This is a genomic window from Cupriavidus sp. AU9028 (assembly GCF_019795295.1).
Classification (GTDB): domain Bacteria; phylum Pseudomonadota; class Gammaproteobacteria; order Burkholderiales; family Burkholderiaceae; genus Cupriavidus.
This window is the reverse complement of sequence record NZ_JAIMCG010000001.1, coordinates 476,589-492,702: the sequence shown is the minus strand read 5'-3', so window position 1 is coordinate 492,702 and position 16,114 is coordinate 476,589. Positions and strand designations below refer to the sequence as shown.

The window sequence follows — 16,114 nt, the reverse complement described above, 5'->3', positions numbered from 1 at the left end:
CGCCACCGCTGCCAACGAGTCCCGCCATGCTGATCGATTTCTTCTTCTCTCTGCGACACGCCAGGCTCCCCGTTTCGGTCAAGGAATACCTGACGATGCTGGAAGCGCTGAAGGCCCAGGTCATCGCGCCGTCGATCGACGAGTTCTATTACCTGGCGCGCATGACCCTCGTCAAGGACGAGAAGCACTTCGACAAGTTCGATCAAACGTTCGCCGCGTACTTCAAGGGCGTCGAGAGCCTCATCGACTGGAAGTCGGACATTCCGCTGGAGTGGCTGCAAAAGACGCTGCAGCGCGAATTGACGCCGGAGGAGAAGGCCAAGGTCGAGGCGATGGGCGGGCTCGACAAGCTGATGGAGCGGCTGCGCCAGCTCCTGGACGAGCAGAAGGAAAAGCACGAAGGCGGCAACAAGTGGATTGGCACCGGCGGCACCTCGCCGTTCGGCCACGGCGGCTACAACCCCGAAGGCATCCGCATCGGCGGGCCGTCGGCGGGCAACCGCACCGCGATCAAGGTGTGGGAAGCGCGCGCCTACAAGGACTACGACGACCAGGTCGAACTGGGCACGCGCAATATCAAGGTCGCGCTGCGGCGGCTGCGCCGTTTCGCCCGCGAAGGGGCGGACACCGAGCTGGATCTGGACGACACCATCCAGTCCACCGCGGCCAATGCCGGCCTGCTCGATATCCGGCTGCGGCCCGAGCGGCACAACAAGGTCAAGGTGCTGATGCTGATGGATGTGGGCGGCTCGATGGACGACCACATCCAGCGCATCGAGGAGCTGTTCTCCGCCGCCAAGACCGAGTTCAAGCACCTGGAGTATTACTACTTCCACAACTGCGTCTACGACCATGTATGGAAGAACAACCGGCGCCGCCACGCCGAGAAGATCGCGACCTGGGACCTGATCCACAAGTACACGCCGGACTACAAGGTGATCTTCGTCGGCGACGCGACCATGAGTCCGTACGAAATCCTGCAGCCCGGCGGCTCGGTGGAGTACAACAACGAGGAAGCGGGCGCGGTCTGGCTGAACCGGCTGATCGAGCAGTTCCCCCGCTTCGTCTGGCTCAATCCGGAGCCAGAGGGCCTGTGGCAATACCGCCAGTCGGTGACGCTGATTCACCAGATCATGAAGACGCGGATGTATCCGGTGACCATCGCCGGGCTGGAGCAGGCGATGCGGGTGTTGTCGAAGTAGCGCTACGGGCAACGCGCGGCGCGCAGCGGCCCGTCAGGCCACCACGTCGACCCCTTCCATCACCCACTGGCGAAAGATCTGCAGCGCTGGCAGGTGCTTCTTCTGCTCGGGATAGCACAGGTAATAGCCCTTGCTGCTGAGCACCCGGGCCGGGTGCGCGACCACCAGCGCGCCCGTCGCCAGTTCCTGCTCGATCAGGCAGCGCGGAATCAGCGCGATGCCCAGGCCCGACAGGGCGGCCTGGGTCAGCAGCGAGAACTGGTCGAAGCGCGGCCCGCCCCAGGCTCCGCGCGTCGTCACGCCGAGCGCGCCAAGCCAGTCGGACCAGGCTTCGGGCACGGTCGTGTGATGCAGCAGCGGATAGTCCAGCAAGTCCTGCGGCGAAGCGGCGATGCCGCCCGGCTGGTTGACCAGCAGCCCGGGCTTGCACACCGGCAGCACTTCCCGGCCAGTCATGTAGTCGGCCAGGCTCCCCGGCCAGACGCCGTCGCCAAAGCGTATCGCCGCGTCCAGATCGGGCTGCGAGAAGTCGTAGCCCTGCGCGTGCGGCACGAACTCCAGCCGCACCTCGGGATGGCGCTCGAAAAACTGCGGAAGCCGCGGAATCAGCCACTTTGCACCAAGCGTGGGCATGCTGGCGATATGCAGGGTCCCCCCCTGCCCCTGGCTGGCGACCAGCTCGATGGTGGCCGCCTCGATCTCGCGCAGGCTCGGGGCGATCCGCTCCAGGTAGCGGCGCCCCGCGTCGGTCAGCACCAGCCGCTGGCGCACCCGCTCGAACAGATCCACGCCCAGTGACGTTTCAAGCTGGCGAACCTGCTTGCTGACGGCGCCCTGCGTGACGTGCAGCTCCCGCGCGGCAACGGTAAAGCTGGAATGCCGGGCCGCCGCTTCGAATGCCTGCAGTCCGGTCAGCGACGGAGACAGTCGTCGCATGCGACCCCTTCAGTTCACGACCAAATGGAATGATCCTGCGATTTTAATTCGTTTGCACCGCCTCTGCTGGATTGCGCAAAATCGCAGCGAGCGCAGTTCTTGCTTTTGGCGAGGCCGCCGCGGGGCTCAGGTTTCATCGCCTTCGAGCCGACAATACGCCGGTGTCTCCTCACAAAACCCGATTGACAACAGGAATCAACATGCAACGCCGCAACATGCTTCGCCTTATCGCCGCCAGCTCGGCTGTCCTGGCCGCCGGCCTGTCGTTCTCCGCCGCTGCCGAGGGCTACCCGACCAAGCCGATCTCGCTGGTCGTGCCCTTCCCCGCGGGCGGCACCACCGACATCGTGGCACGCATCGTCGCGGACAAGCTCGGCCAGGAACTGGGCCAGGCGGTGGTCGTGGACAATCGTGGCGGCGCGGGCGGCAGCATCGGCACGTCGTTCCTGGCCAAGGCCACTCCGGACGGCTACACCATCGGCATCGCCACCGCCTCGACCCACGGCATCAACCCGGCGATCTATCCGCGCCTGCAGTACGATGCCACCAAGGACTTCACCACCATCACCAACCTGGCTTCGGTGCCGAACGTGATGAGCATCCACCCGTCGGTCAAGGCCAACGACATGAAGGCCTTCATCGCGCTGGCGCAATCGCAGCCGAACAAGCTGGCCTACGGCTCGGCCGGCAACGGCAGCGTCTCGCACATGATGGGCGAGCTGTTCAAGATCAGCAGCAAGACCGAACTGCTGCACGTGCCGTACAAGGGCGTGGGCCCGGCGCTGAACGACACCCTGGCCAACCAGGTGCAGGTGCTGTTCGACAACCTGCCGTCGTCGCTGCCGTTCATCCAGGGCGGCAAGCTGCGCGCCCTGGCCGTGGCCGCGCCCAAGCGCGTTGCCGCGCTGCCGAACGTGCCGACCTTTGCCGAGCTGGGCCTGGGCGAAGTCAACGATTCGTCGTGGTTCGGCCTGATCGCACCGGCCAAGCTGCCGGCCGACATCCAGACCCGGCTGCATGACGCGGCCGTCAAGGTGCTGGCCATGCCGGACGTGAAGGAGAAGTTCGCCAAGCTCGGCGCCACCCCGGTCGGCGACACGCCGGCGCAGTTCGCCACCCAGATCAAGAACGAAGTGGCCAAGAACAAGCGCATCGCTGCCGCCGCCAAGATCTCGCTGGACTGAGCCACACACTGACCATGACTGAAGCAGACCGAAAGACAGCGGAACGCCCGTACTTCCTGCAGCTGCCGGAAGGACAGAGCGGTCCGCTCTTTCTCGACTCCCCGCACAGCGCGACGACCTACCCGGAAGATTTCCGTTTCGCCGCCGGACTGCCCTTGAACCTGCTGCGCCAGGCCGAGGACACCTTCGTCGACGAGCTGTACGCGGACGCCCCCGCGCGCGGCATTCCGCTGCTGTGTGCCGGCTTTCCGCGCAGCTACCTGGACGCCAACCGCGGCGTCGAGGAGATCGACCAGGCGCTGCTGGACGCACCGTGGCCGGGCCCGATGCAGGAAACGCCCAAGACCCGGCTCGGCAAGGGCCTGGTCTGGCGCGTGCTGGATACCGGCGAGGCGATCTACGACCGCAAGCTGAGCGTGGCGGAAGTGCAGGGCCGCATCCAGCGGTACTACCTGCCCTACTACGCGCAGCTGCAGCGGCTCGCGGATCAGGCCCTGGCAGACCATGGCAGCGCATGGCATATCAACTGCCACTCGATGCCGAGCGAGGCCGCGCAGTATGCGACCGAGCACCCGGGCCTGCAGCATCCGGACTTCGTGGTCGGCGATCGCGATGGCTCCACCTGCGACAAGCGCTTCACCGACCTGGTCGAAGGCACGCTGAAGGAGATGGGCTACGAGGTCTGGCGCAACCATCCGTACAAGGGCGTGGAAATCGTCCGGGTGGTGGGCAAGCCGGACGCCAACCGCCACAGCCTGCAACTGGAGATCAATCGCAAGCTGTATATGGACGAGATCGGTCTGACCCGCAACGCGGGCTTCGACAAGCTGAAGTCGAACCTGAACGCGCTGCTTGAGGTCCTGGATCGCTTTGCCCGATCGGCATCCCCGCGCTGATCGACGCCCCCTCGGCCGGCTCCCGCCGGCCGTTTTTTTTGCGCATCGCCAATGCGCGACCGGTATCGGCCCTAAACTGTGGCGGCCGATTGCCGTTCTTCATGTTGCCGGCCAGGGTTTTCACCTGTGCCCGGTACACGGCAGGACCGCATGCATTCCGGCAACGGAACTTAATGCAGTCCCTTTCCTCTATCATGGCAATCTTCCGCCAACCCCTTCGCCTCCGAAGCAAGACGATCCCGTGATTCGACGAATTTCCTCCCTGCTCGGCGGGCGGCTTCGCGCCCTGGCCATGGCAGCCGCCGCCGTCGCGCTGGCTGGCTGCGCGGGTGTTCCGGCCGAGCCCGGCGACGCCCCGGCGGACGCCACCGCGGCCGGCGCCCCGCCCGCCGACACGCCGGCGCAGAATGGCGCGCGCAAACCCGCCACCGCCTACACCGACCAGCAGACCATCCGGCCCTCGCCTTCCGACACGACCCCTACCCGCACCGTCACGCTGCCGGCGCAGGGACGGGTCAGCCTGTCCGAATACCGCGCGCAGATGCGCGAGCAGCTGATGCGCAGCGAGAACGCCAGCGCCGACGTGGCGGATTGCGCGGCGCATGCCAGCTGGGTGGTGCCGCGCTCGGCCACCTACGATGCGCTGCGCATTCCCACTGGCGCGCTGGGCGCCGATCAGGCCCGGGTCGAGCCGTGGCAAGGCCGGTTTTCCTCGCACAAGCAGGCGGTGCCGGTCAGCTCGGTGGTGACCTTCTCCGCCGCCGCCCACCGCCGGGCGGGCGAGTCGCGCTGGGATCCGGTGCAGGTGCGATGCGGCTACGACGAGGGCATGATGCTCGCCTACGAGCTGCTCGATGACGACGGCAGCGTGATCGTGGAGCCGGCCGCGCGCTCGGCGGTGCGGCCCGCGGCGAGCCCGGCCAGCCAGAAGACCAAGGCCAGGGGCAAGGGCACGCGTTCCGGCGCCAAGGCCACCTCGAGCAAGGCGAAGGGCAAGTCGACCACGTCCAGCGCCAGCGCAAAGTCGGGCGCCAGGACCAAGACCAAGACCAAGGCGAAGTCCTCCCGCTGAGCGCTGAGCTGGGTGCACAGCGGAGGTGCACGCCGGAGGTGCACGCCGGAGGTGCACGCCGGAGGTGCACGCCGGAGGTGCACGCTGGAGGTGCACAGCGGCGGCCGCGGCTCGGCGTCAGTCGAGCTGCGCCAGCACCGCCTGCAGCATCGCCGCGCCCAGCAGCGCGCTGCGGTTGCCGTTCCAGCCCACCTCGGGCTGCGGCAGGTCGGCGTTGTCCTTGAACGGCATCTCCAGCGTCAGCGACAGGCAGCCGAAGGTGTGCCCGATGTACTTCGAGGCGAGCTTCAGCGCATCGCTGCTGTACCTGGACGCCGCGTAGCCGTACACGTCCTGGAAATCCGGCGTGGCGCGCTTGAAGTCCTCGATGAAGCGCTGCTGCGCCTGCCGCTGCGTCTCGGTAAAGCTCGGCAGCATCTCGCTGCCGGCGACGAAGTTGTACGGCAGGCCCTCGTCGCCGTGGATGTCGAAGAACATGTCGCAGCCGGTCGATTCGATCGCGCGGCGGACATGCCAGACCTCCGGGCTGGTGTCCGGGTTCGGGTCCATCCATTCCCGGTTCAGGTTGGCCCCGGCGGCATTGGTGCGCAGGTTGCCCAGCGCCGCACCGTCCGGGTTCATGTTCGGCACGAGGTGGAAGACCGCCTTGTCGAGCAGGCGCGCGGCCACGCCATCGCCCGCCCAGATGCCAGTACCGGTCAGGCGCTGCAGCACCCCTTCCACGAACCACTCGGCCATCGACTCGCCGGGATGCTGGCGCGCGATCATCCAGACCGTCCTGCGGGCGGGCGCCGGCTCGCCCACGGTCACCACGGTCATGTCGCGGCCCTGCACGGTGCTGCCAAGATGTGCCAGCCGCGCCCGCGGCGAGCGCTGGCACGAGGCCAGCAGCGCCAGATGCCGCTCTTCGGGATAGGGTTCGAAATAGGCGAACCAGATGCTGTCATGCTCGGGAGTGAACTCGACCGTCATCTCGTGGCCGTCATAGCGGGTCGGCACGCGGAACCAGTGCATCCGGTCGTACGAGGCCACCGCCCGATAGTCGACCCAGCCATCGGGATAGGTGCACTCTCCTGCGTTGAGGAAGCGCAACCGGCAGGCCTGCCCCGCGGCGCCCTGCAGCCGGAAATGGAACCACTGCCGGAATTCGGCGTGCGAATCGGCGCGGATGCGCAGGCGGATGTCGTCGGCGCTCGCCAGCGATTCCACGTCGATCGCGCCGGAATCGAACCGGCTGGAGATATGCAAGGCGGTGGTCTTCATGTCGGGGCCTCTGCGTGGAGATCGGGGCGGTCGCCGCGCTCGCGGCGGGGCGGCCAGGCGCCGCCTCAGTCGGCCAGACGCCGGCGAAACACCCAGCGCGACGCGTCGGACGCCTCGGCGTCATAAGCGTAGCCGTCCTCGGCAAAGCGCTTGAGCTTCTGCGCGTCGGTCACGCGGTGCGTGATCGCATAACGCGCCATCGTGCCACGGGCGCGCTTGGCATGGAAGGAGATGATCTTGTAGCGGCCGCCCTTCCAGTCCTCGAACACCGGCGTCACCACGCGGGCCTGCAAGGTCTTCGGCCGCACGGCCTTGAAGTACTCCTCCGACGCCAGATTGACCAGCGTCGCCGGCGCCTCGTCCTTGAGCGCCGCCATGTCGCGGTTCAGCAGGCTGGTGATGTCGTCGCCCCAGAAGGCGTACAGGTCCTTGCCGGCGGCGGTATCGAGCCGCGTGCCCATCTCCAGCCGGTAGGGCTGCATCCAGTCCAGCGGACGCAGCAGGCCGTACAGGCCGGACAGGATGCGCAGATGGCGCTGGGCGAAGGCAAGGTCGTCGTCGCTCAGGCGGGTGGCATCCAGGCCGTCGTAGACGTCACCGTTGAAGGCCAGCACCGCCGGCTTGCTGTTGGCCGGCGTGAAGGTGGTCGACCAGTCCGCATAGCGGGCGGCGTTGAGCACCGCCAGCTTGTCGGAGATGTCCATCAGCGAGCCGATCTGCTGCGGGGCAAGCTTGCGCAGCCGCTCGATCAGTTCGGCAGAGCGCGACACGAAACGCGGCAGCGAATCCGGACCGATGGGCGGGCGGACGCGCGGCGGCGTTTCGTAGTCGAGGGACTTGGCCGGGGACAAAACGATGAGCATGGCAAAATGGCGGAAAACAAAGGCTCGATTGTATCGAATGGCAACTGATTCCACCGCCGGCACCGCGCCGGCACCCGGCCGCGCGCCGGGCGCGACCCCGGCAGCGCAGCGCCCGCAGGGCAGCGCCACGCCGGTCGTGCTCGACTCCAACATCTGGATCGATCTGCTGGTGTTTCGCGACCCGCATGCCGAACCGATCCGCGCCGCGCTGGACGCCGGCACGATCGCGCCGCTGATGCGCGCCGACTGCCGCGAAGAGCTGCGCCGGGTGCTGGCCTATCCGCAGTTCGAGCGGTTCAACGTGGATATCGCCGGTGCGCTGTCCATCGTCGACGCCCTGGTGACGGCGGTCGAGCCCCCGCCGTCCGAGGACGCCGAGACGATCCGGCTGCCGCGCTGCCGGGACACCGACGACCAGAAGTTCATCGAGCTCGCGCATTTCGCTGGCGCCGCCTGCCTGGTGTCCAAGGACAAGGCCGTACTGAAGCTGGCCAGCCGGCTGCGCCGCAGCAGCGGCGTCGAAGTGCTGACGCCCCAGCGCTTCGCGCCCTGGCTCGCCGCACGCGGGCTGCAGGCCGAGGCCGCCTGATCCCTCGTGCCGGCAACGGCAAACTCAATCGATCCCACGCCTACCCGATCATGAATCCCGATGCTTCGCTGCCGGCCCCGCCGGCCCATCCCGGCACCCTGCCCTCGCGCCTGCCCAATGTGGGCACGACCATCTTCACCGTGATGTCGGCGCTGGCCGCCGAGAAGAACGCGGTCAACCTGGGCCAGGGCTTTCCGGACTTCGACTGCGACCCGCGCATCGTCGAGGCGGTCTCGCACGCGATGCGCGAGGGCTGGAACCAGTATCCGCCGATGGCAGGCGTGCCGAAGCTGCGCCAGGCGATCGCTGCCAAGATCGCCGCGCTGTACGGCCGCGACTACGACGCCGACAGCGAGATCACCGTCACCGCCGGCGCCACCCAGGCGCTGCTGACCGCGATCCTGTGCGCCGTGCATCCGGGCGACGAGGTGATCGTGCTGGAGCCCTGCTACGACAGCTACCTGCCCGCGATCGAACTGGCTGGCGGCAAGGCCGTGCCGGTCGCGCTCGAAGCGCCGGACTTCCGCATCCCGTTCGACCGTCTCGCCGCGGCCATCACGCCGCGCACCCGCCTGCTGCTGATCAACACGCCGCACAACCCCACCGGCACGATCTGGCGCGAGGACGACATGCGCCAGCTGGCCGAGCTGCTGGCCGGCACCGACATCCTGCTGCTGTCCGACGAGGTGTACGAGCACATGGTCTACGACGGCCAGCTGCACCAGTCGGTGTCGCGCCATCCCGAACTGGCGCGGCGCAGCTTCGTGGTGTCCAGCTTCGGCAAGACCTATCACGTCACGGGCTGGAAGGTCGGCTATGTGGCGGCGCCCGCGGCGCTGATGGCCGAGTTCCGCAAGGTGCATCAGTTCAACGTGTTCACCGTCAACACGCCGATGCAGCACGGGCTGGCCGACTACATGGCCGATCCGCAGCCCTATGTGCAACTGGCCGGCTTCTACCAGGCCAAGCGGGACGCGTTCCGCGCGGGACTGTCGGACACCCGCTTCCAGCTGCTGCCGGCGGACGGCACCTATTTCCAGTGCGTCGACTACACGGCGATCTCGGACATGAAGGAAGCGGACTTCGCCATGTGGCTGACCAGCGAGATCGGCGTGGCGGCGATTCCGGTGTCCGCGTTCTACACCGGCGGGCGGGAATCGGGGCTGGTGCGGTTCTGCTTCGCCAAGCGGGACGAGACGCTGGCTCTGGCGCTGGAGCGGTTGCGGCGGCTGTAGGCACTGGCTGGCGCCGCAGGGCCCTCTCCCCCGCCCCTCTCCCGCTCGCGGGAGAGGGGAGCAAACCTCCCCCCGTCTGAGGTGCCCTCGGTGTTCTCCCCTCTCCCGTCTGAAGTGCCCTCGGTGTTCTCCCCTCGCCCGCTTGCGGGAGAGGGGCCGGGGGAGAGGGCAGCAGACCACAGCCGCCCCAACCCCGACTACTTCCGCCGGCTCATCATCAATTCCACATTCGCCTTGCGGTCCGCATTGACCTTCTGCACGTGCGGCCGCTCGCCCATGCGCTTCAGGTAATCCTTGACCGGCAGCTCGGCCAGCATGTCGTTGCCGTAGATGATCTTGGTGCACGACGACACCAACGGCAGATGCACGACCGCCGCGCAGTCGGCCATCGTGAAGGTGTCGCCGGCGATGAAAGGCGAGAACGTCGCCACCTGCGCGAATGCCGGGATATAGCGCGACAGCAGCTTGTGCTGGCGCTCCTTCACCGCATCGCTGACCTTGCCGCCGAAGAAGGCTTCGGCGTACAGCTCGCGCGCGGTCAGTTCCAGGTAGAGTTCCAGATACGTCACCACTTCGCGCACCTTGGCCGCGGCGAACGGGTCCGCCGGCACCAGCGGCGTCTGCGGATAGCGGGCTTCCAGATACTCGACGATGACCTGCGACTCGCTGAGGCTGCCCTCGTCGGTGCGCAGATACGGCACCTTGCCCAGCGGGCTGGCCGTGGTATCGGTCTCGCCGAGCCACGCCAGTTCCTCCTCGAAAGGGATATTCTTCTCGAGCAACGCCAGCTTGGCCTTGTTGTAGTAGTTGCTGGCTGCAAAGCCGCAGAGCTTCAGCATATTGTCTCCTTGGTAGCGGCGCCGGCGGCAGGGCGCTGACGCCAACTGCATGATTGGAATGCCGCATCATCGCGCCACGCCCCTTCCGCTGGCGATCCACCGGATGGCCGATCACCGAACACGGCCTGACCGGCAGCCGGCACGGAACGAGTGCAAAAACCGCACGAGCGTGCTAATTTAACCACAACTTTGTGGACGCACTATGAGCACTCTGACCATCCAAACTCTCGGCATCGTGGGCACCGGCGCCATGGGCCGCGGCATCGCACAGATCGCCGCCCAGGCCGGCCTGACGGTTCGCCTGTTCGACGTCAATCCGGACGCCGTCGCGGCCGCCCGAAAGTACCTGCAGGATACCTTCGCCAAGCTTGCCGAGAAAGGCAAGATGAGCGCAGAAGACGGCAAGGCCGCGCTCGAGCGCGTCCTGCCCTGCTCGGCACTGGAAGACCTGGCCGACTGCGACATGGTGCTGGAAGCCATTGTCGAGCGCCTGGAAGTCAAGCGCGACCTGGTGGCCAGGCTCGAGGCCATCGTGCGCCCGGATGCGGTGATCGCCTCCAACACCTCGTCGCTGTCGATCACCGCGATCGCCGTGGGGGCCAAGCACCCGGGCCGCGTGGTCGGCTACCACTTCTTCAACCCGGTGCCGCTGATGAAGGTGGTCGAGGTCATCGACGGCCTGTCCGGCGATCCGGCCATCGGCGATGCCTTGATGGAACTGTCCCGCCGCATGGGACACACACCGGTGCGCTGCAAGGACATGCCCGGCTTCATCGTCAACCATGCCGGCCGTGGCATGAATATCGAAGGCCTGAAGGCGGCGCAGGAAGGCGTGGCCGAATTCGCCGACATCGATGCCATCATGCGCGAGCAGGCGGGTTTCCGCATGGGACCGTTCGAACTGATGGACCTGACCGGCCTGGACGTGTCGCATCCGGTGATGGAGTCGATCTACAACCAGTTCTACCAGGAGCCGCGCTACCGCCCGTCGCCGATCACGGCGGTGCGCGCGGTCGGCGGCCTGCTCGGCCGCAAGACCGGCGCTGGCTTCTACCGCTATGCCGATGGCCAGAAGCAGCTGCCGGCGGCCAAGCCGGTGCCGCAGGCACGCCCGGCCAGCGTCTGGGTCAGCCGTGACAACGAGCGCGGCCACGGCATGGTGCTCAAGCTGCTGACCGCGATGGGCGTGACGCCCGAAGCGGGCAATACGCCGTCGGCCGACGCGCTGATCGTCGTCACGCCGCTGGGCCTGGATGCCACCGCCACCGCGGTGCAGCTGGGGCTGGATCCGTCGCGCGTGGTCGCCATCGACACGCTGCTGCCGTTCGAGGCGACCAGGCGCCGCACGCTGATGACCACGCCGGCCACCCGCGCCGATATCCGCGACGCCGCCCACGCGCTGTTTGCCAGCGACGGCGTGCCCGTCACCGTGATCCGCGATTCCGCCGGCTTCATCGCCCAGCGCATCGTCGGCTGCATCGTCAATATCGCTTCGGACATCGCCCAGCAGCGCATTGCGACGCCGACCGACATCGACCTGGCGGTCAACCTCGGCCTGGGTTATCCGAAGGGTCCGCTGGCCCTGGGCGACGCCATCGGGCCGCAGCTGCTGCTGGAAGTGCTGCGCAACATGGAACGCCTGACCGGCGACATGCGCTACCGTCCCAGCCCCTGGCTGTGGCGCCGCGCCAGCCTCGGTCTGTCGCTGCTGACCGAAGAAGCCTGATCCTGCCCGCCGCCCCCTTCACGGGGCGGCGTCATTTCATCGATCATCGGGGCCGTCGGGCCCGGAGGCCATCATGCCAGCGCAGTTGCTGTCCGAGCGCGTCGATGCGACGCTGGTGCTCACCATTTCCAACCCGGAAGCGCGCAACGCGCTGCATCCCGATATCTACGCCGCCTGCGAACAGGCCCTGAGCGCGGCCGCCGAGGACGACGGCATCCGCGCGGTCGTGCTGACCGGGGCGGACGGCATGTTCTGCGCCGGCGGCAACCTGAACCGGCTGCTGGGCAACCGCGACCAGCCGCCGCAGGTGCAGGCCGACAGCATCAACCTGCTGCATCGCTGGATCGCGCTGCTGCACGCCTTTCCCAAGCCGATCATCGCCGCGGTCGAGGGTGCGGCCGCCGGCGCCGGGTTTTCCGTGGTGCTGGCTTGCGACTTCGTCGTCGCGGCAAGCAACGCCAAATTCGTGATGGCCTACGTCAAGGTCGGGCTGACGCCGGACGGCGGCGGCTCCTACGAGCTCGCCCGCGCGCTGCCGCGCCAGCTCGCCTCGGAACTGCTGATCGAAGGCCGCACGGTCGAGGCGAGCCGTCTCGCGCCGTTCGGCCTGATCAACCGCGTCACCGCACCCGGCGCAGCGCTGACCGAAGCGCTGCAGCTGGCGCAATCGCTGGCCGGACAATCGACCCATGCGATGGGGCGGATCAAGGCGCTGATCAACCATGCCGGCACCGCGTCGCTGGCCGAGCATCTGGACCAGGAGCGCGAGAACTTCGTCGCCGCCCTGCATCATCACGACGGTGGAGAAGGCATCCGCGCCTTCCTCGAGAAGCGCAAACCCGTGTTCAAATAGCAGCGCAACCGCGAGCGGCGACCAGCGCGGCCGGCGACGTACCGGCCCGCACCGACAACAACGGAGACAACAGATGAGCAGCAACGTATCGCACTTCGAGGGCACGCGCCCCGTCGCCGACCAGCAGCGCTTCGACATCGACGCGCTCACCGCCTGGATGGACGAACACGTCGAAGGCTTTGCCGGTCCGCTGACCGTCGAGCAATTCAAGGGCGGACAGTCCAACCCGACCTTCAAGCTGATCACCCCCGGGCAAACCTATGTGATGCGCGCCAAGCCCGGCCCGAAGTCGAAGCTGCTGCCCTCGGCGCACGCCATCGAGCGCGAGTACCGTGTGATGGCGGCGCTGGCCAATACCGACGTCCCGGTCGCGCGCATGTACGCGCTGTGCGAGGACGAGGCGGTGATCGGGCGCGCGTTCTACATCATGGAGTTCGTTAACGGCCGCGTCCTGTGGGACCAGTCGCTGCCCGGCATGTCGCCGAGCGAGCGCGCGGCCATCTACGACGAGATGAACCGAGTCATCGCCGCGCTGCACACGGTCGACTACCAGGCCATCGGACTGGCCGACTATGGCAAGCCGGGCAACTATTTCGCGCGCCAGATCGAGCGGTGGACGCGGCAGTACAAGCTGTCGGAAACCGAGCCGATCGAGGCGATGAACGCGCTGATGGACTGGCTGCCCAACCATATCCCCGAGGAAGACCAGGACCTGACCAGCATCGTCCATGGCGACTACCGGCTGGACAACCTGATGTTCCACCCCACCGAGCCGCGCGTGCTGGCCGTGCTGGACTGGGAACTGTCCACGCTGGGCCACCCGATGGCCGACTTCAGCTACCACTGCATGAGCTGGCATATCGCGCCGGGCCAGTTCCGAGGCATCGCGGGGGTGGACTTCGCCGAGCTCGGGATCCCCGACGAGGCGACCTACCGGCGCATGTACGAGCAGCGCACCGGGCGCGCCATCACCGGCGACTGGAATTTCTATCTCGCGTTCAGCATGTTCCGCATCGCCGGCATCCTGCAGGGCATCGCCAAGCGCGTGGTAGACGGCACCGCGTCGTCGGCCCAGGCGGTCGATGCCGGCAAGCGCGCGCGTCCGATGGCCGAAATGGGCTGGAAGTACGCGCAGCAGGCGCGCCAGCGGATTTCCTGAACGGGCTGCGCCTGGCTCGGCCGCCAGCGGGATAGAGGCCGGGAAGGAAGCGCGAGGCGATGGCCAACCCTGCGCCGTGAAGACCAACCCTCTCCCCTTGAAGGGGAGAGGGAGAACATCCGCTGCCACAGCCCCCTCCTGCCGGTGTTCTCCCCTCTCCCGCGCGCGGTGTTCAGACCGGACACATGGATAACGGGTGTTCGGAGACATGGGTAACACGTGATCCGCGCGCATCCCGACAAGCGAAGAGATCGTACGACATATGACAAGGGGCGGCGCAGCCCCACCGGTCCTCCCCCGGAGTTTCCCTAATTTGCTCCGAAAACCGCCGTTTCCATCTGGACGCCATGCCAGCGCCGCCATATGATCCGCCCTACGTTGTATGACGACTGATAACACTGAGGAGATGTCATGGCAAGCCGCCGCCAATTCGTTCAACTGCTTTCCGCCACCGCCCTGGCCGCCGTCGGCGCAGCCGTGACCGCACCGGCCTTTGCCGCGGATGCCTGGCCCACCCGGCCCATCAGGCTGGTGGTGCCCTACCCCGCCGGCGGCTCGTCGGACATCATCGCGCGCCTGATCAGCAAGCCGCTGGGCGAAGCGCTCGGCCAGCCCGTGGTGGTGGACAACCGCCCGGGCGCAAACGGCAACGTCGGCGCGGGCTTCGTCGCCCAGTCCGCCAACGACAACCACACCCTGCTGCTGTGCGACGTCGGCGCGCTGGCGATCAGCCCGTCGGTGTACACCAAGCTGACCTTCGATCCGGCCAAGGACCTGAAGGGCGTCGCCATGCTGGCCTATTCGCCGCACATGCTGGTGGTCCATCCCTCGGTCAAGGCCACCACGCTGAAGGAACTGGTCGAGATGTCCAAGCGCGAGCAGGTGAACTTCGCCGTGACGGCCATCGGCAGCGCGCCGCATCTGGCCGGCGTGGCGGTCCAGCAGGCCACCGGCGCGCAATGGCAATACGTGCCGTACAAGGGCGGCGCGCAGGCGATCGCCGACACGGTCGGCGGTACCGCGCAGGTGCTGATGAACGGCATGCTGGCCACGCTGCCGCACGTGCAGTCGGGCAAGCTGAAGGCCATCGCGGTGTCCAAGGCCACCCGCATGCCGCTGGTGGGCCAGCTGCCGACCATTGCCGAGCAGGGCGTCGCCAACTTCGAGTCGGGCACCTGGCAAGGCGTGATGGCACCGTCGAAGATGCCCGATGCTGCCGTGCAGAAGCTGAGCACCGAGCTGATCCGCATCATCCGCTCGCCGGAAGTGCGCGCGCAGCTGGCCGGTCAGGGCGCGGAAGTGGTGACCATGACCCCGGCCGAGACCAACAAGTTCTTCAAGACCGAGCAGGCCCGCTGGGCGACCGTGGTGCAGAAGGCCGGCATCAAGCTCGACTAAGGGCGCTGCCTGGCATTAAAAAAGAGCCGGCGGGGGATCGCCCCCGCCGGCTCTTTTGCATTCCGGTTGCAGTCAACGCCGCGCGTACTGGGTGGCGCCGAACAGCACCTCGCGTTCCTTGTCGCCCTGCAGCGGCTTGCGGCGGTCCGCCAGGACCTCGACGGCCCGCTGCACCGCCGGCCGCGTCGCGATATTGTCGAACCAGCGCTTGAGCGCCGGGTAGTCGTCCAGCTCCACGCCCTGGTTCTGCCAGCTGCGCAGCCACGGGAAGGTGGCGATATCGGCGATGGTGTACTGGTCGCCCGCCAGCCAGCGCTGCTGCGACAGCCGCTTGTCGATCACGCCGTACAGGCGGCGCGCTTCGTTGGTATAGCGGTTGATGGCGTAGTCGATCTTCTCCGGCGCGTAGATGCGGAAGTGGTGCGCCTGGCCCAGCATCGGCCCGACGCCGCCCATCTGGAACATCAGCCACTGCAGCGCCTCGTACTTGCCGCGCACATCCTCGGGCAGGAACAGGCCGGTCTTGCCCGCCAGATACACCAGGATGGCGCCCGACTCGAACAGCGAGATCGGCTCGCCGTCCGGCCCGTCGCTGTCGACGATGGCGGGAATCTTGTTGTTCGGGCTGATCTTCAGGAAGTCCTCGCCGAACTGGTCGCCGGCGCCAATGTTGATCGGATGGACCCGGTACTCCAGGCCGCACTCCTCCAGCATGATATGGACCTTGTGGCCGTTGGGCGTCGGCCAGCTATACACGTCAATCATCGATTCGCTCCTGGTTTGCTGAGGGCGCCGCGCGCCTTGCGCGGCACGACGGGACGGGAAAACCGGGGAATTTAAGCACAGAAGAAAAAAACGCGCAGACGAGGTCTGCGCGTTCTTGCCGCGGCAATTGCCGG

Annotated in this window: 15 protein-coding genes; 10 read left to right on the top strand and 5 right to left on the bottom strand. The window is 67.2% G+C overall.

Annotated elements, in window-relative coordinates:
• Positions 1–26 precede the first annotated feature (26 nt).
• Positions 27–1,202: a VWA domain-containing protein gene (locus K6V06_RS02210; RefSeq protein WP_222239922.1), complete on the top strand. Its 1,176-nt coding sequence runs from the start codon at positions 27–29 to the stop codon at positions 1,200–1,202.
• Between the two features lie 33 nt (positions 1,203–1,235).
• Here the strand turns inward: K6V06_RS02210 and K6V06_RS02205 are convergent, their stop codons facing one another.
• Positions 1,236–2,138 carry a LysR family transcriptional regulator gene (locus K6V06_RS02205; protein WP_222239921.1) on the bottom strand — a complete coding sequence of 301 codons (903 nt, stop codon included), beginning with the start codon at positions 2,136–2,138 and terminating at the stop codon, positions 1,236–1,238.
• A 200-nt stretch (positions 2,139–2,338) separates the two neighbouring features.
• Here K6V06_RS02205 and K6V06_RS02200 point away from each other — a divergent pair, with 200 nt between their 5' ends.
• The 3 genes from K6V06_RS02200 (at position 2,339) to K6V06_RS02190 (ending at position 5,290) form a co-directional block, all read left to right on the top strand.
• Complete coding sequence (locus tag K6V06_RS02200; RefSeq protein WP_222239920.1) at positions 2,339–3,322, top strand: tripartite tricarboxylate transporter substrate binding protein; 984 nt, start codon at positions 2,339–2,341, stop codon at positions 3,320–3,322.
• A gap of 14 nt (positions 3,323–3,336) precedes the next feature.
• Positions 3,337–4,218, top strand: a complete 882-nt coding sequence (locus K6V06_RS02195) for an N-formylglutamate amidohydrolase (RefSeq protein ID WP_222239919.1) — start codon at positions 3,337–3,339, stop codon at positions 4,216–4,218.
• 241 nt (positions 4,219–4,459) lie between these two features.
• Positions 4,460–5,290 carry a BspC domain-containing protein gene (locus K6V06_RS02190; RefSeq protein ID WP_370637357.1) on the top strand — a complete coding sequence of 277 codons (831 nt, stop codon included), beginning with the start codon at positions 4,460–4,462 and terminating at the stop codon, positions 5,288–5,290.
• 117 nt (positions 5,291–5,407) lie between these two features.
• Here the strand turns inward: K6V06_RS02190 and K6V06_RS02185 are convergent, their stop codons facing one another.
• The gene (locus K6V06_RS02185; protein WP_222239917.1) at positions 5,408–6,553 is read right to left on the bottom strand and encodes a M14-type cytosolic carboxypeptidase; all 1,146 of its coding nucleotides are present in this window, start codon (positions 6,551–6,553) and stop codon (positions 5,408–5,410) included.
• Positions 6,554–6,618: 65 nt separating this feature from the next.
• Positions 6,619–7,416, bottom strand: a complete 798-nt coding sequence (gene yaaA, locus K6V06_RS02180; protein WP_222239916.1) for a peroxide stress protein YaaA — start codon at positions 7,414–7,416, stop codon at positions 6,619–6,621.
• A gap of 37 nt (positions 7,417–7,453) precedes the next feature.
• Between yaaA and K6V06_RS02175 the strand changes: the two genes are divergently transcribed.
• Entirely contained in the window at positions 7,454–8,005 is a 552-nt protein-coding gene (locus K6V06_RS02175; RefSeq protein ID WP_222239915.1) for a putative toxin-antitoxin system toxin component, PIN family, read from the top strand.
• A gap of 50 nt (positions 8,006–8,055) precedes the next feature.
• The gene (locus K6V06_RS02170) at positions 8,056–9,240 is read left to right on the top strand and encodes a pyridoxal phosphate-dependent aminotransferase (RefSeq protein WP_222239914.1); all 1,185 of its coding nucleotides are present in this window, start codon (positions 8,056–8,058) and stop codon (positions 9,238–9,240) included.
• A gap of 197 nt (positions 9,241–9,437) precedes the next feature.
• Here K6V06_RS02170 and K6V06_RS02165 read toward each other — a convergent pair whose 3' ends face one another.
• Positions 9,438–10,079 carry a glutathione S-transferase gene (locus K6V06_RS02165; protein ID WP_222239913.1) on the bottom strand — a complete coding sequence of 214 codons (642 nt, stop codon included), beginning with the start codon at positions 10,077–10,079 and terminating at the stop codon, positions 9,438–9,440.
• Between the two features lie 202 nt (positions 10,080–10,281).
• Between K6V06_RS02165 and K6V06_RS02160 the strand changes: the two genes are divergently transcribed.
• The 4 genes from K6V06_RS02160 (at position 10,282) to K6V06_RS02145 (ending at position 15,215) form a co-directional block, all read left to right on the top strand.
• Positions 10,282–11,805, top strand: a complete 1,524-nt coding sequence (locus K6V06_RS02160) for a 3-hydroxyacyl-CoA dehydrogenase (protein ID WP_222239912.1) — start codon at positions 10,282–10,284, stop codon at positions 11,803–11,805.
• 73 nt (positions 11,806–11,878) lie between these two features.
• Complete coding sequence (locus K6V06_RS02155; protein WP_222239911.1) at positions 11,879–12,658, top strand: oxepin-CoA hydrolase, alternative type; 780 nt, start codon at positions 11,879–11,881, stop codon at positions 12,656–12,658.
• Positions 12,659–12,731: 73 nt separating this feature from the next.
• The gene (locus K6V06_RS02150; protein WP_222239910.1) at positions 12,732–13,817 is read left to right on the top strand and encodes a phosphotransferase; all 1,086 of its coding nucleotides are present in this window, start codon (positions 12,732–12,734) and stop codon (positions 13,815–13,817) included.
• 411 nt (positions 13,818–14,228) lie between these two features.
• Positions 14,229–15,215 carry a tripartite tricarboxylate transporter substrate binding protein gene (locus K6V06_RS02145; RefSeq protein ID WP_222239909.1) on the top strand — a complete coding sequence of 329 codons (987 nt, stop codon included), beginning with the start codon at positions 14,229–14,231 and terminating at the stop codon, positions 15,213–15,215.
• 72 nt (positions 15,216–15,287) lie between these two features.
• Here the strand turns inward: K6V06_RS02145 and K6V06_RS02140 are convergent, their stop codons facing one another.
• Positions 15,288–15,980, bottom strand: coding sequence for a glutathione binding-like protein (locus tag K6V06_RS02140; protein WP_222239908.1), 693 nt, complete (start codon positions 15,978–15,980; stop codon positions 15,288–15,290).
• Between the last annotated feature and the right edge of the window lie 134 nt (positions 15,981–16,114).

What these genes read in the sequence shown, in the direction of transcription:
- K6V06_RS02210 (WP_222239922.1), top strand. Translation starts at nt 27, where the DNA reads ATGCTGATCGATTTCTTCTTCTCTCTGCGACACGCCAGGCTCCCCGTT.
- K6V06_RS02205 (WP_222239921.1), bottom strand. Translation starts at nt 2,138, where the DNA reads ATGCGACGACTGTCTCCGTCGCTGACCGGACTGCAGGCATTCGAAGCG.
- K6V06_RS02200 (WP_222239920.1), top strand. Translation starts at nt 2,339, where the DNA reads ATGCAACGCCGCAACATGCTTCGCCTTATCGCCGCCAGCTCGGCTGTC.
- K6V06_RS02195 (WP_222239919.1), top strand. Translation starts at nt 3,337, where the DNA reads ATGACTGAAGCAGACCGAAAGACAGCGGAACGCCCGTACTTCCTGCAG.
- K6V06_RS02185 (WP_222239917.1), bottom strand. Translation starts at nt 6,553, where the DNA reads ATGAAGACCACCGCCTTGCATATCTCCAGCCGGTTCGATTCCGGCGCG.
- yaaA (WP_222239916.1), bottom strand. Translation starts at nt 7,416, where the DNA reads ATGCTCATCGTTTTGTCCCCGGCCAAGTCCCTCGACTACGAAACGCCG.
- K6V06_RS02175 (WP_222239915.1), top strand. Translation starts at nt 7,454, where the DNA reads ATGGCAACTGATTCCACCGCCGGCACCGCGCCGGCACCCGGCCGCGCG.
- K6V06_RS02170 (WP_222239914.1), top strand. Translation starts at nt 8,056, where the DNA reads ATGAATCCCGATGCTTCGCTGCCGGCCCCGCCGGCCCATCCCGGCACC.
- K6V06_RS02165 (WP_222239913.1), bottom strand. Translation starts at nt 10,079, where the DNA reads ATGCTGAAGCTCTGCGGCTTTGCAGCCAGCAACTACTACAACAAGGCC.
- K6V06_RS02160 (WP_222239912.1), top strand. Translation starts at nt 10,282, where the DNA reads ATGAGCACTCTGACCATCCAAACTCTCGGCATCGTGGGCACCGGCGCC.
- K6V06_RS02155 (WP_222239911.1), top strand. Translation starts at nt 11,879, where the DNA reads ATGCCAGCGCAGTTGCTGTCCGAGCGCGTCGATGCGACGCTGGTGCTC.
- K6V06_RS02150 (WP_222239910.1), top strand. Translation starts at nt 12,732, where the DNA reads ATGAGCAGCAACGTATCGCACTTCGAGGGCACGCGCCCCGTCGCCGAC.
- K6V06_RS02145 (WP_222239909.1), top strand. Translation starts at nt 14,229, where the DNA reads ATGGCAAGCCGCCGCCAATTCGTTCAACTGCTTTCCGCCACCGCCCTG.
- K6V06_RS02140 (WP_222239908.1), bottom strand. Translation starts at nt 15,980, where the DNA reads ATGATTGACGTGTATAGCTGGCCGACGCCCAACGGCCACAAGGTCCAT.